Origin of the sequence: Shewanella sp. SM68 (assembly GCF_025653925.1) — a bacterium.
Taxonomy (GTDB): Bacteria; Pseudomonadota; Gammaproteobacteria; order Enterobacterales; family Shewanellaceae; genus Shewanella; species Shewanella oncorhynchi.
Genome location: NZ_JAKKRU010000003.1, coordinates 293785 through 316786, shown reverse-complemented (window position 1 = coordinate 316786; position 23002 = coordinate 293785). Strand labels below are relative to the sequence as shown.

The following is a 23002-nucleotide window of genomic DNA, read 5'->3' as shown; positions in this document are numbered from 1 at the left end:
CATGCGCAGCTTAAAGAGCGTCTATTGATGAGTGAGTTTTATAAAATGCTTAATATCAAATAGTTTACGAAAATAAATTATATTGGCTCGCCAAAAGTTTAAAACTCATAGCAAGGGACATAGTCACCACCAACGGCTTAATAATCTTTGTACCTTTAGTGACCACGAGACGAGAACCCAAGGTTGCACCAATCGCTTGCCCTGCCAGCATGACTAATCCTAATAACCAAATCACTTTTCCGCCCAAGGCAAAGAAGATCAGCGAAGCAATGTTAGTGGAGAAATTAAGTAGTTTTGCGTGGGCAGTTGCCTTCGCCAAACCAAACCCCGCTAGCGATACAAAGGCCAGCGCAAAAAAACTCCCAGTGCCAGGGCCAAAAAAGCCATCGTATAATCCCACGCCCAATGCTGCAGTAAAGGCAAATGCGGTAGGAGTCAGCACTTGATGTTTATCATCTTCAGAAATCTTTTTCGAAAATAAAAAGTAACAACCAATAGCCAAAATCAAAAAAGGTAACATCAACTCCAGCACTTCAGTATCGACGAGTTGAACTAGAATCGTACCCAATGCCGCACCGATAAATGCACAAATCAAAGCTAACTTAACGGATTTAAGATCAACCAGCCCTTTACGGACAAAGTACAAACTCGCAAAAAAACTGCCGCCACAGGCCTGCAGCTTATTTGTCCCTAAGGCAACCGCAGGCGGCAAGCCTGCCCACATAAGTGCAGGAATGGTCAGCAAGCCTCCGCCACCGGCGATTGAGTCAATAAAACCAGCCACCATAGCGACGGCAAAAAGTATCGCTGCGATTTGTAGAGTCAGTTCAAATTCCATGATGATTTATTATTCTTCTGATAAAAAAGAGAGTGATTGCCGAACATTAGACTGCGTTTGCCAAATAAACGCAAAGGAGTTATTGTCGGCACAGCGTGAGATAAACTCACACAAAATCCCGAGTCCTGTTCTGATTTTCCAGCAGTAGGAAATAAAATGTTTGCCGAACTACCGCCCCTCAATTCTCTCCGTGCCTTCGAAGCCGCAGCACGTTTACAGAGCATGACATTAGCCAGCAAGGAGTTGCATGTCACCCATGGCGCAGTCAGCAAACAAATCAGAGTATTGGAGGATTATTTAGGTTTTGCGCTCTTTGTACGCTTACACAAAAAAGTCGGTTTAACCGATGAAGCCAAACGCTACTTACCCCATGTTCAAGCCGCTCTGCAAACACTATCTAGTGCTACAAGTGACTTGCGCCGTCATCCCACTAAGCCACAAACCTTAGCCATCAATGTGCTGCCAAGCTTAACCATCAATTGGCTCATTCCAAGAATGGAGCAGTTTAAATCCCGCCATCCACACTTGTATGTCGACTTATCCATTGGCGACTTTGCCGTGGATTTTAGCCAAGGTCGTTATGATATTGCGATCCGTAGTAGCACAGTCATCCCTAAGGGCGCGAATTATATCAAGCTGATGGATGAGGATTTATGCTTAGTTTGCGCGCCTTCGTTAGCGCCTAAACTGCAAAATATCGAGGACATTAATCACGTCACGTTACTGAAACACACCACAAGACCCGAACTTTGGGAGTATTGGGCGGAAAAGGTGGGTTTAACACTCACCCAAGCACAAACCTTTGGTGTCGAGCATTTTTATATGTTGAGTCAAGCGGCTGCGAGTGGCATGGGCGCAGCACTTATTCCGCGATTCTTCATCGAAGAACAACTGGCAAACGGCAGCTTAGTCATCCCCTTCGACGCCCCCTTCACCAGTCCCTATCGATATTATTTACTCACCCCAAAATCCCCAAGCCTGCCGTTAAAAGCTCAAGCTTTTATCGACTGGTTATTAGAGATTTTTGCGCCCTATCGTCATTAATCTGCATTAAACGTATCTCAGTTCAAGCGAGGCACAATAACGCTATAAATGCCAAACGAGGCTATTGAGATCACTAACTGAGCGCAGAAAAACACCAATAAAAAACCACCCAAAAGGTGGTTTATTAGATTCAGGCTTAAAGCGCATCAGAATTAGTGATTGCAATGCTCACCGTGAACATGGTCATGGTCATGGTCATCATCGTCCATAAACTCATCGTCACCGTCTTGATGTTGCATTACGCCCCAACCGTCGGTCATGCCGCCGAATTCGGCAGCAAAATCATTTAGCATGACTTCTTGTTCAACCAATGTATCGTACTCAGGCACCATATTGAGACAAACAATGATTTCCCACTTACCAAGCTCATCATTCAGATTCAGCTCAAGCTCGCCTTCCAAGTCAGAATTTGTTAATTCTTCTAACGCAGTTTCAGCATCGCGTTGGTCATCAAAAACCAAAAAGAAATCAACATCTAACTCTTTAGTTAAATCGATTCCCGCTTCAGCCATTGCGGCCAGCATTTTACCATTGTCATCATCTGGAAATTGCATTTCTTGCTCCACTGTTTCAGGCTTATTCTGCCGCAATGATTTGAACTGATTCACCATTAAAGCTGACGATGTCGCCCGCGATAATTTTTTTACGTTTACGAGTTTCAACTTCACCATTCACAGTGACTTGACCTTCGTCGATAAAATGTTTGGCTTCACCACCCGCATTGCTCATGCCTTGCACTTTTAATACTTTGTACAATTCAATGAAATCTTCGCCAGAATGCAAAGCCAATTGATTAATTTGCGCCACTTAATACACGCCTTCTAAAAATAAACCTGCGGCATTATACCAGCACAGTACAAAATTCGCTGAAGATAATTTGGCTAGAGACGTCTTTCATCGGCGAGTAGGCCAAAGGCTGATTCATCGAGCCAGTTTTCACCTATTTTGAATTGCTGCCTGAGCAAACCTTCAAGCCGAAAACCACACTTTTCGAGTACTCGTGCCGATGCGTGATTATCTTTAGCACAATGCCCAACAAATTTATGTACATTAAAACTTAAACAGGCCCAATCAATGACCGCCATTAAGCTCTCAGTCGCATAACCTTTACCGTGGCCCTCTGCCGCCAGTAAATAACCCACTTCGGCACGCTGTTCCTCGAAACTTTGACAATAAAGGCCCATTAAACCGATAAACTGCCCAGTATCAACTGTCTCAATCACTAAGGTCAGCCAATCGCCAGAACCGTAGAACCAAGTATCGGAACGCTGCTGAAATTTACTGCGGATCACCTCTTGCGACTCTGGAACGCGTACAAAACGATTAATCTCAGGATCGTTATGCAGTGCATAAAAATGTTCCCAATCACTATCTTGTAAGCTCCTGAGTTTCAATCTATCAGTGTAGAGTTCCAGCATAGTGACTCCGTGATGAGCATATAAAACAAAACGGCAGCAAACGCTGCCGTATCAAACAAGCTGCATTAGATAAGCAGTAAAACTTACGCGCGACTGGTCACTTCAAGTAAATGAAAGCCAAATTGCGTTTTCACGGGGCCTTGTACTTCATTTAATGGTGCACTAAAAACCACTTCATCAAACTCTCTGACCATCATGCCAGGACCAAATGACCCCAATTCGCCGCCTTGGGCTCCTGATGGGCAAGAAGAGTGCGCGCGAGCAATTTGAGCAAAATCTGCGCCTTCCATTATTTGCTGTTTCAGCGCTTGACACTGCTCTTCACTGCTGACTAACAAATGTCTTGCTGTTGCCTGGACCATAGTAAAACTCCTGTAAGGATCATGAGACATTTGCCCCAAATATCATTGAGTTCCCACTAAAACATTCGTTTTAACAGGTTTTGAATCAACAGTATAAAAACTTTCTGTTGAATAAAAAAGTCTTAAAATGCCGTCACTGACAACAAAGTCAAGTAACGGCACCTTACACGGCTAAGCTTGTTTCGACGCAATCCAACGATCGATCTTGTTTTCCATGACCGCCATGGGTAATGAACCTGAAGTGAGGATTTGATCGTGGAATGCTTTTAAATCAAATTTATCACCCAAGGCTTTTTCTGCGCGGGCACGCAGTGCCAAAATCTTCAACTGACCGACCTTGTAAGACAAAGCTTGACCAGGGATCGCCATATAGCGCTCCACTTCAGCGACTATGTCACTCTCAGCCATAGGCGAGTTGTCTTTCATGTACTGAATCGCCTGTTCACGACTCCAACCTTTAGAATGAAGGCCAGTATCAACCACTAAGCGCATTGCACGCAGCATTTCATCGGAAAGCTTACCAAAATACTGGTAAGGATCGGTAAATAGCCCCATCTCAATACCTAAGTATTCAGCATAAAGTGCCCAACCTTCCTCGAAAGCGGTATAACCGCTAAAACGCTGGAACTCAGGCACACCAGTCAGCTCTTGTTTGATCGCGATTTGGAAGTGATGCCCAGGAGCGGCCTCGTGCAAAGATAAAGTCGTCATCCCCCACTTAGGCTGTGCTTTGAGGTTATAAGTGTTGATATAAAACACCCCTGGACGGCTGCCATCCACCGCTGGCGCTTCATAAGAGGCTCCCGCTGCTGATTGTTCTCTAAAACTTTCAACCGGCTTAACCACGTAATCAGCCTTTGGCATCACATTAAAGTAGTTAGGTAAGACATGATTGATTTTATCTTTCAACACCATATAACCATCAATCAAACCTTGGCGATCGCTATAGAAATACTGCGGCTCTGAAGATAAAGACGCAAAAAACGCCTTCAAATCGCCCTTAAAACCGACCTGCTCACGCACCTTATCCATCTCAGATAAAATTCGCGCCACTTCACTTAAACCAATTTGATGAATTTCATCCACAGACATCGTGGTGGTCGTATGTGAGTTCGCCAGATGCTGATACCAAGCTTTACCGTTAGGCAAACCTGACCAACCATCAGTCGCCCGCGATTTAGGTAAATAGGTTTGCTTAAAATAATCGCGTAAGTTCGTTAACGCTGGCACGATACGTTCGGCTATCATAGCTTGATAACGGGTGGTCAATTCCGCTTTATCTTGCTCTGAAAAACTCTCGGGGAAATGCTGGATTGGCGAGTAAAAAATACTCTGAGTCGCATCCGTCGTTAACATAGCATCTAACTGAGGAATAATGCGCTCTACCAACACTCGAGGTAGTACCACTTTACTTTCAATACCTTGATTCATACGATTTTCAGCAAGTGCGACCCACTTGATGAAACCATCGACTCTCTGTTCCCAATTACGATAATCTTGGACAGTCTTAAAAGGTTGTGCACTTTCGCCACTTCCCAGCTGCACCATAGTAATGACAGTGCTATAGAACTGGCTTATCGGCATAAAGCGTGAAGGGAAAGTTTCGTCCACTAACGCCATATCACGGTCATAGACGAACAGGTCATAACTCAACTGTAGATCCGCAGGCAGTTGCTTTGGATCTATCGCACGCACCTGAGCTAAATAGTGAGTGTTAAGATCATGACGGGCCTTAAGGTAATCCTCAGTTAAATCTCCGCCGAAATCGGCGTTATAGTCATTAACGCCGACAAAAGTGGCGTAGATGGGCTCAAGCTTTAGGTAATCTTTAAAATAAGCATCCACAAGCGCTAAATAACGCTGCTCGGCCGTTTGTGTTTCGCCCTGCACTGCTGTCATATTAGCCGAGCTATTTTCTTGAACTGCAGTGACTTCAGGTTTAGAACAACCTTGAAGGGTGAAGATTAACGCTATCGAACCTGCCAATAAACCCAATTTCATTTTAATATTTCTCCTTTTTGGCCCGCTATTGCAGAACTGTTTCTATACTTAGTTCAAGGTCTGCTATCGGAGTTAATCTATGATCTATTCGTTCCGCAACTCAGGTTTCAGGGATCCTGAAACTGGAGTCTATAACCAAACCTATTTCATGGAAGTATTCAACCGAGAATGGCATCGTCACATGAGAGACCACCAAAGCTTGGCACTATTGTATCTGTGCCCTCACATTCATGAAACCGTCAAACAACCCCATTTACTCGAATTCTTTACTAAACAAGTGCAAGAAGCGCTATTAAGAGCAACAGATATGATTGCTAGGCTAGATCACAATCACTTTGCGTTGGGTTTGTTCAATATAGATGAGGTGGGAACGGAAGTAGTGTTAAAGCGAATAGAACAGCAAATATCTGACTTTAACCAAGATTTTGGTAAACATCATAAACTGACAATCGACTATAAACTGGCTGCCTGTATTTGCCTACCTACACAGGAAAGTAAAATAGAGTCACTCTTCAGTAATGTCAGCCAACTTTCACAACAGCTTGAAAAAAATCATGATCAATCCCAAGCTTTAATCCGCTTACAGTAAATAGGTTTATTGATACCAAAGAAAAAGCCCCTTGCGGGGCTTTTCGATTCAAACACTAAACTGCGAAGTAATTACAGTGTGACATTATGCATACGTGCTTTCTCTTTAATATAAGAGATATAGCTATTTGCACTCTTCTGTGTCTTCTTATCATTAGCAGCTAACACTGCACGGTTATAAGCCGACTTATACTGTTTCAAACTTAAATGAGCCAAAGCTAATTCGAAGTTTGCTTCACCAGGATGATCAATACCCATTGATATGGCTTTTTCAAGTACAGGGATCGCTGCTGTATATTGTTCATTCAAGTTTAATAAGCGACCTTGTTTCAAGTAAGTCTTGCCATCATTGGTGATGGCTGCAGCTTTACCGTAATACTCAGCAGCTTGCTTAAACTCTTTCGCATTTTGATAGAAACCCGCCAAAATCTCTAAAGACTTAGCGTCCTCAGCGATCATGCCTGATTTCATATGTTTCTGATAAATTTTAGCAGCTTGATAAGGAGCACCTTTTTGTGCCATTAACTGCGCTAAACGCGTAATGTTGCCCGCGCTATCTAAGAAACCATTTCTATAAGCCAAATCGTAAGTTGCAAGAGACTTGTCGTAGTCTTCAACCATCAAATAAAACTGTGCTAATTGAACCCACAATCTGCCATCATCTGGGAATAAAGGCACCATGACTTCTAACACGCCAACAGCTTTCTTGTACTTCTTCTGATTGAAGTAAGCTGTCAGTTTCATTTGATACAGACCTTTGTCAGGAGCTTCAGCTAATGAAAGACCTTTGTCGGCCACTTCAATCACTTTATCCCACTGTTTAAGTTCTGAATGCGCAATACCAATACGGCGATACATTTGAGAATCGGATTTACAAGTAAATTCCATCCACTTGTAATAATAAGGAATCGCTTCCTTAAACTTTTTCTCTTGTAATAGCAAATCAGCATAAAGACGCATAGTTGCAGCATGATCTGTACCACCTAAAATATCAGCTTCAACAGCTTGTTTTAGGTACTTGATCGCGGTATCCATTTTGCCTTTCTCGGCATAAAAGTTACCCAACATACGTGCAACATAGGCTTTATCGAAGTCGTTCTTGGCATTTGCCTCTAGCAAAATAGCAATAGCTTCATCGACCTGACCATTGGTATAAGCTTCAAATGACTTCTGAACTTTCTTCGCCGCACCTTCGCCCACGGCTTTAGATTGACGTTTGTCGATAGCACACTTTTCTTCTGCGACTGCAGATGAAAGAGTTAATGAACCTCCACAAACAGAAAGCAATAATAGAACTGCGATTTTATTAACATTACGCATTATTGGTTGCCTCCTTTATCTAAGGTGAAGTCTAGTTGTACTGTCATACCAGGTTGTTTCAATGGCTTGCCATCAACAATCTTAGGCTTGTACTTCCACTTCTTCAGTGCACGAATAGCTTCTTTATCAAATAAGCGTTTTGGTTCTGCTTGAATAACTTCAACGTCGTCGATACCACCGAGTTCGTTAATGGTAAAACGAAGTTGTACCCAACCTTCTTTACCATCACGCGCCGCAGCAATTGGATACTGAGGTTCGATACGAACGATAGGTGTAGCATCACCATCGCGAGTCATCATATTGCCTAATTTAAAACCGGTACTTGGACCTCCAGCTTCTACACCACCCATATTGAACGACATTGCTGTGTCAATATTGCTCGAAGATTCTGGCGGCGTTGCCTCAGGCTTCTGTGGCTGTTCTGGCGGTGGTGGCGGCTTAGGCACTACCCTTGGCTTATTCTGTGCTTTTGAATCCTGTCTATCCATAGTGATTTCAATTACAGGGGTCTCGGCCGATGTTTCGCCGCGCTGTGCGCCGCCACCGACCAAGAACGCCATAAAAGCGAACAGACCAAAAGTCACAGCAGCACCAATAATGATCGATACTAGTGCTCTTAGCATATTAATCGTTCCCCGCAGATACCGAAATTTTATCTATACCAGCCGCTTTGACTTGGTCTAGAACTTTAACAACTAAGCCGTGCATTGCGTCTTTATCAGCCTGAATCAATACCGCAGCTTCAGGAGCTTCAGCCAGCATGCGCTCAACGTTTGCCGTTACACGTTCGATATCAACCTGACGGTTTTCCATCATGATCACGCCTGTTTTACTGACGCCGATAAAGATGTTAGCCGAAGGCTTTGAAGTCGCTTGCGAAGCTTTTGGTTTGTTATAATCCAAACCAGAAGGTTTCACAAATGACGTTGTTACAATGAAGAAGATCAACATGATAAACACGATGTCGAGCATCGGTGTCATATCAATTTGCGCTTCCTCGTCTACACTGGAATGCTTTTTACGTGCCATGTTCAATCTCTCTCTAGTGGTGCGGCATGCTGTCTTTTAGCTTTTCTAAACTGATTTTCATTTTTACATCCAGACGAGTACTAAAGAATACTCCCGATAATGCTGCAACCATCCCCGCCATCGTGGGCATAGTCGCCATTGAAATACCAGCCGCCATTAAACGAGCATTACTCGTCCCCTGAACTGCCATCACATCAAACACTGAAATCATACCGGTTACGGTACCTAACAAACCTATCATAGGACAAATAGCTACTAAGGTTTTAATCATCAGCATACGTGCATTCAAATCTTGCTTCGCTTGGGACAGCCAAGCTTCACGGATACGGTGTGCGTACCAAGAGGTGGTTTCCTCTCTAGAATCCCACGCAGATATGATAGCTTTATGTTGCTTTGGTGATATCCAATTAAGATACCAATAACGCTCAAGCATCAATACCCACATTAAGAACAATACAAACGCAACCAACCAAAGGACGTTTCCTCCAGCGGCCATGAAGCCCCTGACGGAATCCCATATGTCCATCAGGTATAGCATCATTAGTTAGCCCTCTTCTCAGCATGTGCGGCGATAATGCCGGCACTTTGCTCTTCCAAAATTTGGGTGATTGATTTGCTACGCGCAACGAGTATTGCATGTAGTAACATCAGAGGCAGAGCCGCAACTAGACCTTGCACTGTAGTAACCAGAGCCATAGAGATACCACCCGCCATCAGTTTTGGATCACCAGTACCGAACAGTTGGATACTTTGGAAGGTCGCAATCATACCTGTTACTGTACCTAGCAGACCTAACATTGGGCCGATAGCTGCAATGACTTTCAAAATTGAAATTCGAGCTTCTAATGCAGGCGTTTCTTTCAGAATAGCTTCATCCAACTTCAACTCTAATGTTTCAACATCAACATCTTTGTTTTCATGGTAAACCTTCAAGATACGACCAAGGGCATTGTTACCTGGATTATCAACATTTTTAGCTTGGCGTTTAACTTTTGCACCGATAGCTGCCAGCACAATGAAACGCTCAACCGCAATTAATAAACCAATTGCAAGTAATATCAGAATAATATAGCCAATGGTACCGCCTGACTCGATACGATCTTCCATGCTAGCTTTGTTAGTAAATATGTTTAACAGTACGCCACGAGCAGGGTCAATATAGAAAGGTGCTGTACCAGAAGCCGTTTCTTCCCATTTAGCAACTGCGCTAACTTGGTAGCCTTCAGGTTGTTGAGACAGCTGTTGTACTAAACCTAATTCAGGGTTATATACAATATATTTACCATCAGCCGTTAAGTTATAAGCACCAATACGATGAATAGTCGTTGTTTTCACGCTACCATCAATTTCGGTAACAGAACCTTCAAACTTAACCACTTTGCCAGATTGCGCCATTTCAAATAGCTGCTCTTGCCAGAATTGTTCTAACTCTTCAATTTTTGGTAATTGCTTACGGGCACCTAAATCAGCAATAAATTTATCGCGATTTGGAAATTGAGCACTGATGTTTGAACTTGCCAGTTTACCTGCGAAATCGCCAGCTTCACCTTTAACTACACCAAACATCTCACCCAAGTCACCTTGAGCCGTTTTTAGATCTTCTTCTAACTGAGCAATTTTACGCTCGTTATCTAAAAACGCTTGGTTCAAATCTTTACCACGTTGCTTTTCAGCAGCCAACGCATTTTTTTCTTTTTGCAGTAAAGCGGCCTTATCGCCACGCTCTGCTTGGAACTCTTGCTCACGCTTGCTGTTGACTTTACCTTCTGCAGCGCGTTCAACTTTAACTTGTTGCAATAATTGGTCAATTGACTTAGGCGCATCAGCAGCGCTCGCCATACCAGCAGTTAAAGAGAAACTTGCAGCCAACACAGCTGTAGTAATTAACTTCTTCATTATTGTGCAGTCTCCGCAGCAGGAATTGGTAACGCGAATAGATCTAGAGCGCCTTGTTTACGGGCAATGCGGATACCTTTGGTCAGTTCACGCAAATAGCTGTCATCTAACTTATCCCAACCCTTAGATTCTGGGTTGTACATCCAGCCAGTCTTTTGATCTAAACTCTGTGCATAAAGAGCAACACGACCTAAGTTAAAGAAGTCAACCAACACTTCTTTACCATCTAGGTTTAACTTACCTTGGTTAACGGCAACAGCACTACCATATTCGCGCTCAATACTATAAGCATCAAGAATTAGACGGTATTTTTCTGCTAGTGTGACTTCGGCAGTATTAAGGAGTCTTTTCAGCTCATTAACACGATTAGTACGTATTTCAGAATTAAAAGGTAAATCTAATTGAACAAACTGTTCTAATGATTCAACCATTTTAAACATTAATGGCACAACACCTTGGCGAAGTTTATCAACACCATTGATGTCACCCTGCACTGAATCCATTGTCTTTTGTTGATCAGCGACTAAGCTTGCAACGTAATCGTTATATGATTTCAGTGATTCGCGCTCATCTGCGACAGAACCATACTCAAAAAGCATGTCTTGTGCTTGATCGAAATACTTATCAACGTTCTTTTGCGACGCAGCAGCATCAGCATGGATCATACTATCCGCTTTCTGCACGTCGGTAAGAGGATCTGCAACTACTAAGTTGCTGCTCGCTAATGCCAGCACGCCAACAAGTGCAGTAGCGATTTTTGTTCTATTGCTTACCTTGGACATAGTTCCCAACCAATTTGAAGTGAATAAAAAGGTTTAACTTACCAGCAACATAACGACAAGGAATAAATACTTGCCGAAAAAATTTCTGTAAGTTCGTCTTTCTCTTGTGATTCTTAGTTTTTTCTTCCCTTTCCTACGCCCTTACAGGCATAGACCCGCTGGCATCATTTCACAAAATGTTGACCTGTGTCAACATTTCAGACGACTAAAAACTAGTGTAAAGAAGCGCTAATAATGAAATTTTTTACGAAAGGTGTTTTTTTAGACAAAAATGAATCTTTAGGGTTATTACTTTTTGTTCCAAAAAATAATAAATTAATTTAAAACCTATAAAATCATAACGATAGCTAACGACCAACTTTGTGTATCCTGTTTATTAAAATTAACATTTTTTAACATAATGGCGACTCAAGTAGATGTTCTTTACTCATATCCTACTCCTCTCAATAAAAATTTACTTAAGGATTAGGGATGAAACAATATTAAAGAAATCGAAGACCCCGTTTTTTCGAGGAATGTTAATAGTAGAAGAATTTAGAATGGATAATTTAGAGGAAGCTTTCATTAATTTGACTCATCCGAACTGCGGATAAAAGCGAACAAAATCCAATTGCAATAAAGTCATCACTCCCTAGCTGTGGCCTTACATCAGTCTGAATATAGCAATTTCAAAACCTATTTAACTGAATTTATCTGCCCGAAGCACTTCCTTAATTCACCAGCGATACCGGCATTCTTAAACTGTTATGAACAACCTTAGCGCCATAAGTCTCTGTTTAACAGCTAATTCAAACAACTGTCATCGCTTTTAATAACTTAACTAAATTAAACTCAGGATAAGAATGCTTGGACTTGATGTTGCGTAACCGATTTATGATCAATAAAGTTTTTGATTAACTGAAAAATATTTCTCAGATAGTACATCTAAGGCGACGTAGTTGCCTGAGTTTTAGTGAATTTCATCAAAGGTCCAGTTGCTTATGCCTTCCAGGCTAAAAAGATGAGCATAAAAATCAATCAACTAGAAAAGACAATACTCATTTATAACTGATGTTAACTAACCCGCTAGCAGACAAAACCAAATTAGATACCGTAAATATGAAAAAAGCCCTCTAAACATCCAGAGGGCTTTATACCAACTAAAACTTAAAACTTAAATCTTACACCCGCATAGTAACGACGACCAATTGGATCATAAGTACTCGCTGCAGTTTCTACACCAGTGCTACTACCTGGCAATCCACTGATAATTGGTGGGGGATCTTGGTCGAATAAGTTATTAATACCAACATAAAACTCGGCCATATCAAATGGGCGATATGCTACATTTAAGTCATGGTAAGTAACAGAACCAACACCAACAGACTCAGGAGCTAAGTCATAGCCAGATAAGAAACCATCATCTAAGAATGACTCACCGATATAAGTTGTATTCCAAGCGATGTTGAAATCACCAATTTCATAGCCCAATGATAAGTAGAACTTATCTTGAGGGGCATCAATTTCCCCATTAAAGTTATCAGGCTCAGCACCTGGCAACGGTATTTCATAACCTTTAATCACATGGGTATATGCTAAACGCGCATTTGTTTGGCCGACTAAACCATAATCTTCTAAATCTTTTGCGTAAGTTATGACATAGTCAATACCAGATGTAACGTAACCACCACTGTTGGTTACAGCAGAGTCAATATACTCTAAAGAACCAGCACTGTTTGGGCCTTCAGGTGCTTGTCGACGGGTAATAAAACTACATAATGCAGCATTACCTCCGTAACATTGGTCCAAAATATACTGGCGGCCAGTACTAACTATAGCGTCTTCGATTTCAATGTCGAAATAATCGATATTAAAATCAAAGTCCTCTAACACTGCAATACCATCTGGTGAATAGGTTACACCAAAGGTCCATGACTTACCTTTTTCAGCGTCTAAATCTGGATTACCACGATTATAACCACTCACACCTTGAATATCTGACTGATTTAAAGTAAATGCTCCATTTGCTGCGATATTCGCCATCACACCAGCATCAGTGCGACATGCTTCAGCTTGCGCACCTGTTGTCGTTGCAGTAACACCCTGACATGGATCTGTCAAGCCAGTTGGAAAAGTTTGGCTTGGTGGTGAATACAACTCACCAATATTTGGAGCCCTCGTTGATAAAGCACGAATAGCCCTAAAACGAAGTTCATCAATAGGTGCCCAGTCAAGAGCAACGTTCCAGCTTTCAGTATTACCAACGGTAGAATAATCTGAGAAACGTACTGCACCACGTAAATTTAACTGCTTAGCCATAAATGCATCAGCAATCAATGGCACATTCACCTCAGTGAAATATTCCATCACATCAAACTCGCCCTCAGTGCTTGGTATAGCATTACCCGCATTTAAGCCAGCTTGTTGTAACGCATCAAATTCACTACGAGCATATTCCTCACGATACTCGGCACCCACCGCAACACCGACGAAACCAGCTGGTAATTCAAAGACATCACCAGAAACACTCATACCTGCAACAGTTTGTGTTGCAAGTGTGTTTAATGAGCTAGGTGCATTCACATAATTAGCCGCTTCTGGTGACACAGTACCAGCACCAAATATATTAATCGGCACACAACCTTGAGCGCGAGCTGTAGCATCACGGCATACTTTATTACCAAACTCATCAGTAACAGCTTCTAGCGCTGATTTAAAATTCAGAACGTTAACTTGGCCTGTACCAGTTTGTCCTTCTTTACTTTGACCGTATGAGAAATAAGTATCTAAAAACCATCCGTCAGTTAATTCGCCATCAATACCTGTCATAATACGGAAAGTATCACGGTCAGCTCTGCTACCACGGTTAGCTATATCAGACATACGGCGAGTAAAAGAGATATCCTTTAAACCATCACCATTTGTATCTGTAGCTAAGTTATAAAGCTCATCAGGTATCACAGAGTTACGTACTAAAGTACGTTCATATTCACCGGGATTAGTCGCACTTTCAATAAATTGTTCAAACTCAACAGGAAGCTGTCCACCAGAGCCTTTAAAAACATCAACCGAAGACAGTGCAAAGGGTTCTAACTGGCTCTGTGTTTGAGTTGATGCATAGGTTCCTTCAAGTGTAGCGTTCCATCCATCTGCAAACTCATACTTACCTGTCGCTGCAAAAAGGTAGCGCTCCGTCGGTACCGCAATTGTACGGATAGCGTTGCGGTTATAGCCATCAGCTTCACGGGTATCTGTTCCATTGGTTGAGAAACCAGAGATAAAGTTACCGTTCTTATCATAAGTATATGGCTTACCACCTGCAACAAAACGGCCTTGTGGTGCAAAACTTGAGTAAAATGGTTGCATCGGCGTAAACATATCTTCAGGCAGACCCGTTACTGCAGCACCTAAAGATATTTGATCGATTGCCGAGCGATCACGATCGCGTGAGTAGACGGCACCTTGGTTAGTGTAAGCACCATGCACCATGATGTTACCTTTACCGTTAGCAGATGATGTACCCATAGTAAATTGAATTTGATCATCTTCGCTATCACCTTCGGCGCTTTGACCTTTTTGAACATCAAATTCAATACCTTCAAATTCTTTTTTATAGATGATGTTAACTACGCCAGCCACAGCGTCTGAACCATAAACGGCTGAAGCGCCGCCCGTCATAATCTCAACACGCTCAATAAATTGAGTTGGAATTGTATTTAAGTCAACAGCAGTATCACCTGGTACACCTGAAACAAAACGACGTCCATTAACTAGAACTAAAGTTCGCTCACTCCCAAGATTACGTAAATCAACAGTGGAAACACCAGAACCTGAGGTTAAAAAGTTAGAGTTAGTACGGCTAAGCGCGGGGGCACCAAATGCTGGATTTTTAAGCAGCAATTCTTGAACGTTAGCAACACTCGAAGTGTCAATCTCATCTGCGCCAATAACCTGCACAGGTGAGAAACCTTGCAAGTCTGTTGAACGAATGCGAGATCCTGTTACTTCAATTTTCTCAATTGTTTTTTCCGCAACAACTGCATCACCTTCTGCTGCAGCAACAGAAAATGTGCTTAGAGCAGCAACAGCTGCACTACCAACTAATGCGTACTTTATTGAATGGCTTAAAAAGCTGTTCTTATACATTGTCAATCTCCCTATATAAGTATGTCTTTATTATAATATTCCCATCGTCATCACACGACGGGTCACACGAAAACGCAACACAACAATCTAAATCAGCCCAATAAAATCACATTTAAAACACTTAATCAACAATTGAAACGGAAATAACACAGCAATCGGCGTTTGTGAATAGTTTAAAGCTGATGATTAGCCATAAGCTTTGTCTAGTGTCGAATTGAATAAAAATCATAAATCAATGAAATTTAAGCACTTATTTCATAGTGATGGAGAGTTCCCCATTATCAAATTGAAAAACAACTCAAACATAAATACTTGCAAAAAATTAACACTTAAAATCACTTTTAAGTATAAGTGCTCAAAAAACCTGACATTTTATGGCTAAATTTTGTTCAACAAAATGGGGGGGATCATTACAACATGGGAATAATTTTCAACAAACAACCTCAGTTCTGCTTAAACATGCACTTTTAACCAAAGTGATTTTAATACCGACATTTGACTGGATTTGACTTGTCCTTGATTGCCAATAAGAACAATGACCAAAGATGTCTATGATAGTTTACGTGTGCGGGCAGAACTGACGAGTTCTGAAAATTTGTCTAACAAATACAATAACAAAATTTGAATTACCTTCCATTTGAGAAGCGCTCGTTATTTAAGGTGACCAACTTATTGAAATAAATGACTTAATCTAAATGACCATTACGCTATATACCAGTTAGTTTTCCATTTTTTCATTCTGATGATAAAAAACCCCAAGTTGCCTCAGGGTTTTTATAATTAAAGCTGGAACAAAATAATGACTCCCGCTAACGAGGATTTAGAACTTCATACTCGCACGAACGAAGAAATAACGACCTAACATTTCATAAGTATATGGATCTGTGTTTGAGTCATTATTACCTGTGTAATAGGGAGGCTCTTTATCAAACAGGTTATTGATACCACCTGATAGACGAATGTTTTGAGTTAAATCATAAGATCCTGATAGATCATGGTATATAACACTCCCAACTGTTGGTGCATAACAACTAGATTCTTTGCCTTTACAAGCAAATGAGTCCATCCCATCAATATAACGAGCTTCGTAAGTAAAGCTCCAGTCATCTGCACTAGCAGTGATGTTCATATTACTCTTGAATTTTGCATAGGCTCCCGTACCGCCGGTAATGTAACCACGATAATCCACAGCAACACCATCAGGATCGAATTCTTCATATTCGGTCAGAATTGATGTATCCCAACCTGCTTTCCAATCCAATCCTAGAGCTGAAAATGCATAAGCAACATTAATGTCATAACCCGCAGTGTTCGTCGCACCGATATTTTGTAGGCCATTGTCAAACTTAATACGACCACTGTTATCAATCTGAATATTAGAAGATTGACACAATACAGTATCAGTATTGATCTTATTACCTGCAGCATCTAAACATTGGTTAGCAATATAATTGTTGTCAACAGAAGTTATAGTGTTTGTTAATTCAATATCGTAGTAATCAACAGTCATAGACAGACCATCTACGAAGCTTGGTGAATAAACTAAACCTATCGTTGTAATGTCGGCTTCTTCTGGAGTTAATAACCCATTACCGCCAACAGTGACTTCTGCTTGGTCTTGTTCTGTTGCAGGATGAACAATTTGTTCGAAGGATGGTGACTTACCACCATATAACTCATCAACAGTTGGAGCACGGAATGCAGTAGACAACCCCCCACGGAACATAAGGTCATCATATACTCGCCAAGTTAAGCCTAGTTTCCATGTAGTGTCATCACCAAACGTGCTGTAATCAAAATAACGCATTGCAGCACTCAGATCGAGTTGTTCCACTAGTGGTAACCCACTTAACAATGGGATAGCCAATTCAGCATAAATTTCATTAACGCTAAAATCACCACCGGTAGGTTCTACCCGAGGATCATTAGCTAACCCCTGTGCTGTTAATGAATCTGGTGTAAACTTTGCTGCTTCTTTACGATTCTCGTATCCAGCAGCAAAGCCCATCATACCCGCTGGTAGCTCAACAATATCACCCGATAAGGTTGCAGCAATAATATCTAACTCACTTCCACCACTATTTACTTCGGTATAAATGAATGGAGTGATGCTCTCACCTTCCCATGAAGACTGTAAAAAAGGATCAAATTCCCCCTTTAAAACTGCTGCATTAATTGAACCTAAATTATGTAGATTTGCCAGAGTATCGACAGAGTCGTTGCGACCTTTATTATAAGAGGCATCCCAACTCCAGCCATTATCAAATTCACCTTCTACGCCTAAAACAATACGAATAGTGTCTACAACTTGACTAAAGTCACGGGTACCGGACTCAACCATGCGACGACCATAAGAGAGTTCCTCTCCAGGCTTAACCCATGGCAGCAGGTCATCGGTCATCCAACCACCAGCTGAAATAGGATTATAAACCCATGCATCGCTGTTCCAAATTGGTTGAGGAGCCATTTGTTGATTTGACCAACGCTTTGAATACATAGCCTCAGTAAAGAAACGAGTTGTATCTGTCAACTCATAGGTTCCAGCAGCCGTGAGATTCAAGCGTTCCATTGGCGTCGATAGATAACTATCTTTCGCATAGTTATATGCATCATTTGCAGTAACATAATCATGGTAAGTACCACCTCTACCACTTAGATCTGCAGTATCGCCCCAAATATGACCACCTTGAGAATAACCACTACCACCGCAAAACAAGCTAATTTTACCACTTGCATCAGGCTTAGTTTCTGTTACAGGGCAATCAGAAAAATCACGGTCAGCTTGGCTTGCCTCGCCACGCTTTGTATACTGTGCGCCTATAACGACATTGCCTTTATCAAAGGTGTTACCCAAAGTCATATCAATCGTAGACTCGTCAGCATCACCTTCTCCAGAAATGCCGGTTTGGGCGTTGACTTCAAAACCTTCAAAGTCTCTTTTCAAAATTACGTTAACCACACCAGCAATAGCATCTGTACCATAAACCGCAGAAGCACCATCTTTAAGTACTTCAACTCTTTGGATCATAGAAACTGGAATCGTATTAAGGTCAACAGTAGAAGCAGCTCCTGTACCAGAAGCAATCATTCGACGACCATTAACCAAAACTAGAGTACGGTTAGTGCCTAATCCTCTGAGGTTTATGCGAGAATTACCACCAGAACCATTATTTATGCCAGCGTTAGTCATAGCACCGCCAGCCGAAGTCATTTTCTGCAAAACATCATCAATCGATATTGCACCAGAGGAAATAATGGCTGAAGCATCAATCACGCTAACAGGACTAGCAGTTTCCATATCTGCGCGTTTAATTCGCGAACCAGTTACAGCTATACGCTCAACTTTTGCTCCATCTTTATCATCTGCAAATGTAAAAGGTACATTTAATACCGTAGCAGTCACACCGCTAATCAGTGCAAAGCGCACAGATTTTGCTATCAAGTTTTTTTTATGCATTGTCAATCTCCCGGGAAAATCATGTTTTTATTATAATTTGCTTATTTAATAAGCAGTTTTAAACAAGGGCACCTTAAACATTTCGAAGTGCTGCGGAAGCATAAAATCATATGAGAGACATTTAATCAACAAAAAGATAACTAAATACAAACAAAAAATACACAATGTTTTTTTATTACAAATTGACTTATTGTTAAAAACAAAAAGCCAGTCATTGCTGACTGGCTTTTTGTTAAAACAGTGGTTTCTACTATATAGAAACTGGAAACTTAAAGTGTGTAACGGATACCAATTGCAACACCGTCAGATTCTGAAAGCGCCATTCTAGCTTCTTGTTCTTTATCTGCACTGGTAAAATCGCTGTAATCTTTACGTGCTTCTACGTAAAGCACTGTGTTTAGGTCCCATACAAAGTGCAAACCAACCACGACAAACTGACGTTTGAACTCATCGTTAGGATCGGCATTAAAGTTAGGTTGAATGACGTAGTCTTTACCGGCATCAAGCACGTTGTAAGAAATGAATGGGCGTAATCCATTGTCAAACTTGTAAGAAACTAAACTTTCAATACCATAGGCGTCTTTAATCAAACGACCAATATTGTCTGTGTCATGATTTTCTTGTCTGTTAACGTTTGCAGCAGCGTATAAGCCATTGCTATCGAAGTTACCCCAAGTGATACCCGCACCGTAGATAAGATCAACCGCTGTGGTTTGTTCGCCGTTACCAAAACTCACATCAAACTCACCGCGGTTAACACCCGCAGTTAAGGTCAGCATATCAGTGGCTTTATAGGTCAGCGCGCCACCATAAGTATAATTGTATTCTACTTGTTGAGCCGCTTTATCACCGCTTTCCCAGTTCGCTTGACACTGAGCTTGTGAAATATCATCCGTTGTATCACAGGTATAGAAGCTGCTGTTTTTCAACTGTGCTTGAACTGCAAAGCTTACATCGCCAAATGCATTGCGATATTGAACTGTTTTATCACCACGACCAACACCGTTTACCGCGCCATCATCTTTATTATAAGTGTAAACACCTGCAGTGTTACCGTCCCACACAAAACCGTAGTTAGTGTTGTAAACGACATCGTACCAAGCGCCCCACTGCTTACCAATAGTCAGTGTTCCATAAGTGTCATGGGACAGACCAGCGTAACCTAAACGGTTATAAAAGAACTCTTCTTGAACAGATTCGAAGCGATTGTTATAGACGATGTCGCTACTACCTACAGGGTTCACACCCCATTCCAATTTAGCAAATGCTTTCCAACCGTCAGTCAACTCACGATTAAAACCAAAATTAATGCGAGATGCGCCGTTAACAACCTCTGTTTCCCCTTGAGTGTTGATCACGCGTGCATCAATAAAACCACCGATTTCTACGGCATTTTTATTATCTTTATAGATCTCGATAGCTGAGACTGATGGAACTAAAAAAATTGCTGCAAGCGCAGTTGCTACTAACGTCTTGTTCATTTGGTGCTTAACCTTTTTTGTTTATGTTCTGTCAACGTCATTCCGTTGTTATATTTCCTTACAATTTCCTCTTAAAGGGTAGCAAACTTTCAATATTCCCTCAAAGCTAAACCTAAAGAATATGTCGATTAACATCACAAAAACAAACCAGTTAACCTCTACAAAACAGGTCAAAACGCTACATTCGCCACCCTGCGCAACACATAAAGAACATTAAAAACACTATATTAACAGTAACTGCTTTGACGCAATATCCATGTAGTTTAGTTTCATTATCGAAAAAACAGGCTCGGCAATAGGGCCAATTTGCTTATCAATGTAGTATTGGTAATCAATTGGTGACGTTCTGTACAGTAAGGATTCCGGTCCATTTACAGTAATCAGATAATCAATCTGCGCCCCACGCTTGCCAAAAGAGGCATCTCCTGTTAAGTCGCATAATTGTTGAGCGACTTTAACATGGGGAGAAGATTTAGCCGTGTAATCTTCAATATTGCGTCGCATACGTTTGCGAAATACCAAATCATCATCCAACTCACCATCAAGCAGCTTTTCAAACACACTGGCCAAATAAACACTGATATCCCTTTGGTTAAACATCCGTTCATAGAGTGACTCTTGAACTTTGCGCGCTAAAGGGCTCCAATCACTGCGCACTTGCTCCATACCTTTAAAAGTAAGCTCAAGTTCATCGCTCGCATTACGCCACGCGCCAACATAACGTTTTTTACTGCCTTCTAACGACCCTCTTAAGGTCGGCATAAAAAACTGCTCATAGTGGCGTTCAAACTGTAACTCGAGAAAACTCTCAACTTGATGATCTTCAGCGATCTTAGCCTGCCACTTAGCATTAATTTCCCGCGCCAGAGTGTTACCTAAGGCGTTAATGTCTGAGAGATCAGGCTCGCTGCCAAGCCAGACAAAGGTCGAATCCGTATCGCCGTAAATCACTTGATAGCCCATCTCTTCTATCCATGCGCGGGTTTGTTTCATGATTTGATGGCCACGCATAGTGATCGAACTTGCTAACTTTGCATCGTGGAAAACACAACCTTGAGAACCTAAAACCCCATACAACGAGTTCATGATAATTTTTATCGCTTGGGATAAAGGCGCATTGTGCTCACTTTTGGCCTTTTCGCGCTGCTCAGATAATGTTTGGATAAGCTTAGGTAAAATGGGCTGTTGCCGACTGAAACGGCCACCGAGAAACCCCGCAACACAGTCAGACTCGGGCAATTGCAAACCTTCAATTAATCCCTTAGGGTCAATCAAAAAAGTACGAATAATGGAGGGATATAGACTTTTAAAATCGAACACTAAAATATGCTTATAAAGTCCCGGTACAGAATCCATCACATAGCCACCGGGGCTTTCGATCCCATCACTCGCAGGAGCATCGGGAGCGACGTAACCTGCTCGATGTAGATGCGGTAAATACAAATGATTAAATGCCGCCACCGAAGCCCCAACCCGCCCCAACTCTAAACCTGTTAGTTCAGCTCGCGCGAGGGCGAACTCCCATAATTGAGTATGACTAAAAATATCCCACACCAGACGGCTGTCAGTAAGATTGTAATGCGCTAATGCTTGTTTGTGGGCCTTAAACAGCTGATCAATTTCTTCAACGCGATTATCCACGTTATGAATGGCCTTGCCTTCACCTAATAATTTCCGCGAAACAAATTCCAACGAAAACCGCTCAAAATGATAGAAAGCGGCTTTAAGCCAATCGATACCATCGAGTACCACACGGCCCGGTAAAACTAAGGTTTCTGGCCGAAATTTATTATCGACTTTCCACTCAAGCTTTGCCCCGCCGCGGCCAATGGTGAGCGGAATACGATGTAATAATGCACGGCGTGACAATAGCGCGAGATCGAAACTCACCACTGACCAACCGATAATAAAGTCAGGATCAAACTCATGGAACCACGCGATGAATCGATGAATGAGTGCAGCCTCATCGGCCACCCATTCAATATATTCGGGAGAGTTTGATTCAGCCTCACCCACCATAATCACTTTTTCATAAGTCTGCTTGAGACTGTCTTGCTCTTCGTCTCGGCCACTGTATTGACCATATAGTGCAACTGAATAGAGTAAACCTTCAAAACTACATTCAAAATCCAGTGAAATACAGCGCAAATGTACAGCCGTTAAAGGGGCAATACTCTTAGCCCGCTCGGCGATAAACACGGGCAGCGAGTTAGCCTCAAGACTGTCGCTAGTCGGCGCAGAGAAATGCCCTAAAAACGCCACATCAAGTGCCACAAACCGCTCGATTAAATAACGCTGTTCAGGGCGAATGTCGGCTTCAAATAAAGGGATGTCGGCATCTTTAGCGATGCGCTGTAAGGTACGTAAACTATTGCTAGATTTAGCATAAACACCACTAACCGCGCCGCCTTTAAAGCTTTTGAGTGCTAACGGTACAAACCGCAATGCTTGACCCGGCGTTTGCAACTGCAAAGCCGTGACATCAGTTTGATGACAAAAACAAATGTGTTCAGTGCCTTGCACTTCCACCAGCACAGGGCCTTGGGCGGTAGCCAGATAATACTGCAACACTAAACTCCCATGACGATGAATCGCATGGCGTGTTAAGACTCGACCTTGTACACTAACGGCCGCGGTAGCCTCTGACTTCATCACATGGGT

Annotated in this window: 18 protein-coding genes; 2 read left to right on the top strand and 16 right to left on the bottom strand. The window is 41.9% G+C overall.

What is annotated here, in order from left to right; all coding sequences use genetic code 11:
* Nucleotides 1-64: 64 nt before the first annotated feature.
* Nucleotides 65-838, bottom strand: coding sequence for a TSUP family transporter (locus tag L5M40_RS06940; protein WP_028760428.1), 774 nt, complete (start codon nucleotides 836-838; stop codon nucleotides 65-67).
* A 156-nt stretch (nucleotides 839-994) separates the two neighbouring features.
* Here L5M40_RS06940 and L5M40_RS06935 point away from each other — a divergent pair, with 156 nt between their 5' ends.
* Nucleotides 995-1882 carry a LysR family transcriptional regulator gene (locus L5M40_RS06935; protein ID WP_263256448.1) on the top strand — a complete coding sequence of 296 codons (888 nt, stop codon included), beginning with the start codon at nucleotides 995-997 and terminating at the stop codon, nucleotides 1880-1882.
* Between the two features lie 152 nt (nucleotides 1883-2034).
* Here L5M40_RS06935 and L5M40_RS06930 read toward each other — a convergent pair whose 3' ends face one another.
* The 5 genes from L5M40_RS06930 to L5M40_RS06910 all read right to left on the bottom strand — a co-directional run bounded on the left by L5M40_RS06930 (nucleotide 2035) and on the right by L5M40_RS06910 (nucleotide 5663).
* On the bottom strand, nucleotides 2035-2436 hold the full coding sequence (locus L5M40_RS06930) for a ribonuclease E inhibitor RraB (RefSeq protein ID WP_028760430.1): 402 nt from the start codon (nucleotides 2434-2436) through the stop codon (nucleotides 2035-2037).
* A 22-nt stretch (nucleotides 2437-2458) separates the two neighbouring features.
* The gene (locus tag L5M40_RS06925; RefSeq protein ID WP_028760431.1) at nucleotides 2459-2689 is read right to left on the bottom strand and encodes an RNA-binding S4 domain-containing protein; all 231 of its coding nucleotides are present in this window, start codon (nucleotides 2687-2689) and stop codon (nucleotides 2459-2461) included.
* 74 nt (nucleotides 2690-2763) lie between these two features.
* Nucleotides 2764-3300 carry a GNAT family N-acetyltransferase gene (locus L5M40_RS06920; protein ID WP_263175945.1) on the bottom strand — a complete coding sequence of 179 codons (537 nt, stop codon included), beginning with the start codon at nucleotides 3298-3300 and terminating at the stop codon, nucleotides 2764-2766.
* Nucleotides 3301-3383: 83 nt separating this feature from the next.
* Nucleotides 3384-3662, bottom strand: coding sequence for a peptidylprolyl isomerase (locus L5M40_RS06915; RefSeq protein WP_028760433.1), 279 nt, complete (start codon nucleotides 3660-3662; stop codon nucleotides 3384-3386).
* A 171-nt stretch (nucleotides 3663-3833) separates the two neighbouring features.
* On the bottom strand, nucleotides 3834-5663 hold the full coding sequence (locus tag L5M40_RS06910; protein ID WP_173496515.1) for a DUF885 domain-containing protein: 1830 nt from the start codon (nucleotides 5661-5663) through the stop codon (nucleotides 3834-3836).
* A gap of 79 nt (nucleotides 5664-5742) precedes the next feature.
* Between L5M40_RS06910 and L5M40_RS06905 the strand changes: the two genes are divergently transcribed.
* Nucleotides 5743-6252, top strand: coding sequence for a diguanylate cyclase domain-containing protein (locus tag L5M40_RS06905; RefSeq protein WP_028760435.1), 510 nt, complete (start codon nucleotides 5743-5745; stop codon nucleotides 6250-6252).
* A gap of 71 nt (nucleotides 6253-6323) precedes the next feature.
* Here L5M40_RS06905 and L5M40_RS06900 read toward each other — a convergent pair whose 3' ends face one another.
* The 10 genes from L5M40_RS06900 to L5M40_RS06855 form a co-directional block, all read right to left on the bottom strand.
* Nucleotides 6324-7571 (bottom strand): tetratricopeptide repeat protein, encoded by a 1248-nt coding sequence (locus L5M40_RS06900; RefSeq protein WP_131524317.1) that lies wholly within the window; start codon nucleotides 7569-7571, stop codon nucleotides 6324-6326.
* Complete coding sequence (locus L5M40_RS06895; RefSeq protein WP_131524316.1) at nucleotides 7571-8194, bottom strand: energy transducer TonB; 624 nt, start codon at nucleotides 8192-8194, stop codon at nucleotides 7571-7573. Before L5M40_RS06895 ends, L5M40_RS06900 begins: the two co-directional genes overlap by 1 nt.
* Before the next feature lies 1 nt (nucleotide 8195).
* A complete protein-coding gene (locus tag L5M40_RS06890) occupies nucleotides 8196-8600 on the bottom strand; it encodes an ExbD/TolR family protein (protein WP_037428129.1) in 405 nt (134 codons plus the stop codon).
* A gap of 13 nt (nucleotides 8601-8613) precedes the next feature.
* Nucleotides 8614-9141, bottom strand: coding sequence for a MotA/TolQ/ExbB proton channel family protein (locus tag L5M40_RS06885; protein WP_081729046.1), 528 nt, complete (start codon nucleotides 9139-9141; stop codon nucleotides 8614-8616).
* Nucleotides 9141-10496, bottom strand: a complete 1356-nt coding sequence (locus tag L5M40_RS06880) for a MotA/TolQ/ExbB proton channel family protein (protein WP_168823674.1) — start codon at nucleotides 10494-10496, stop codon at nucleotides 9141-9143. The genes L5M40_RS06885 and L5M40_RS06880 overlap by 1 nt, the downstream gene beginning before the upstream one ends.
* Nucleotides 10496-11278: a DUF3450 domain-containing protein gene (locus L5M40_RS06875; RefSeq protein ID WP_263175947.1), complete on the bottom strand. Its 783-nt coding sequence runs from the start codon at nucleotides 11276-11278 to the stop codon at nucleotides 10496-10498. Before L5M40_RS06875 ends, L5M40_RS06880 begins: the two co-directional genes overlap by 1 nt.
* A 1146-nt stretch (nucleotides 11279-12424) precedes the next feature.
* Complete coding sequence (locus tag L5M40_RS06870; RefSeq protein ID WP_173245588.1) at nucleotides 12425-15403, bottom strand: TonB-dependent receptor domain-containing protein; 2979 nt, start codon at nucleotides 15401-15403, stop codon at nucleotides 12425-12427.
* A gap of 820 nt (nucleotides 15404-16223) precedes the next feature.
* Complete coding sequence (locus tag L5M40_RS06865) at nucleotides 16224-18860, bottom strand: TonB-dependent receptor (RefSeq protein ID WP_028760444.1); 2637 nt, start codon at nucleotides 18858-18860, stop codon at nucleotides 16224-16226.
* 269 nt (nucleotides 18861-19129) lie between these two features.
* The gene (locus L5M40_RS06860; RefSeq protein ID WP_263175949.1) at nucleotides 19130-20341 is read right to left on the bottom strand and encodes a porin; all 1212 of its coding nucleotides are present in this window, start codon (nucleotides 20339-20341) and stop codon (nucleotides 19130-19132) included.
* Between the two features lie 222 nt (nucleotides 20342-20563).
* Nucleotides 20564-22993, bottom strand: coding sequence for a DNA polymerase II (locus L5M40_RS06855; protein ID WP_263256446.1), 2430 nt, complete (start codon nucleotides 22991-22993; stop codon nucleotides 20564-20566).
* Between the last annotated feature and the right edge of the window lie 9 nt (nucleotides 22994-23002).

Bases quoted from the DNA above. Each gene is read 5' to 3' on its own strand.
- L5M40_RS06940 (WP_028760428.1), bottom strand. From the start codon at position 838: ATGGAATTTGAACTGACTCTACAAATCGCAGCGATACTTTTTGCCGTC.
- L5M40_RS06935 (WP_263256448.1), top strand. From the start codon at position 995: ATGTTTGCCGAACTACCGCCCCTCAATTCTCTCCGTGCCTTCGAAGCC.
- L5M40_RS06930 (WP_028760430.1), bottom strand. From the start codon at position 2,436: ATGCAATTTCCAGATGATGACAATGGTAAAATGCTGGCCGCAATGGCT.
- L5M40_RS06920 (WP_263175945.1), bottom strand. From the start codon at position 3,300: ATGCTGGAACTCTACACTGATAGATTGAAACTCAGGAGCTTACAAGAT.
- L5M40_RS06915 (WP_028760433.1), bottom strand. From the start codon at position 3,662: ATGGTCCAGGCAACAGCAAGACATTTGTTAGTCAGCAGTGAAGAGCAG.
- L5M40_RS06910 (WP_173496515.1), bottom strand. From the start codon at position 5,663: ATGAAATTGGGTTTATTGGCAGGTTCGATAGCGTTAATCTTCACCCTT.
- L5M40_RS06905 (WP_028760435.1), top strand. From the start codon at position 5,743: ATGATCTATTCGTTCCGCAACTCAGGTTTCAGGGATCCTGAAACTGGA.
- L5M40_RS06900 (WP_131524317.1), bottom strand. From the start codon at position 7,571: ATGCGTAATGTTAATAAAATCGCAGTTCTATTATTGCTTTCTGTTTGT.
- L5M40_RS06895 (WP_131524316.1), bottom strand. From the start codon at position 8,194: ATGCTAAGAGCACTAGTATCGATCATTATTGGTGCTGCTGTGACTTTT.
- L5M40_RS06890 (WP_037428129.1), bottom strand. From the start codon at position 8,600: ATGGCACGTAAAAAGCATTCCAGTGTAGACGAGGAAGCGCAAATTGAT.
- L5M40_RS06885 (WP_081729046.1), bottom strand. From the start codon at position 9,141: ATGATGCTATACCTGATGGACATATGGGATTCCGTCAGGGGCTTCATG.
- L5M40_RS06880 (WP_168823674.1), bottom strand. From the start codon at position 10,496: ATGAAGAAGTTAATTACTACAGCTGTGTTGGCTGCAAGTTTCTCTTTA.
- L5M40_RS06875 (WP_263175947.1), bottom strand. From the start codon at position 11,278: ATGTCCAAGGTAAGCAATAGAACAAAAATCGCTACTGCACTTGTTGGC.
- L5M40_RS06870 (WP_173245588.1), bottom strand. From the start codon at position 15,403: ATGTATAAGAACAGCTTTTTAAGCCATTCAATAAAGTACGCATTAGTT.
- L5M40_RS06865 (WP_028760444.1), bottom strand. From the start codon at position 18,860: ATGCATAAAAAAAACTTGATAGCAAAATCTGTGCGCTTTGCACTGATT.
- L5M40_RS06860 (WP_263175949.1), bottom strand. From the start codon at position 20,341: ATGAACAAGACGTTAGTAGCAACTGCGCTTGCAGCAATTTTTTTAGTT.
- L5M40_RS06855 (WP_263256446.1), bottom strand. From the start codon at position 22,993: ATGAAGTCAGAGGCTACCGCGGCCGTTAGTGTACAAGGTCGAGTCTTA.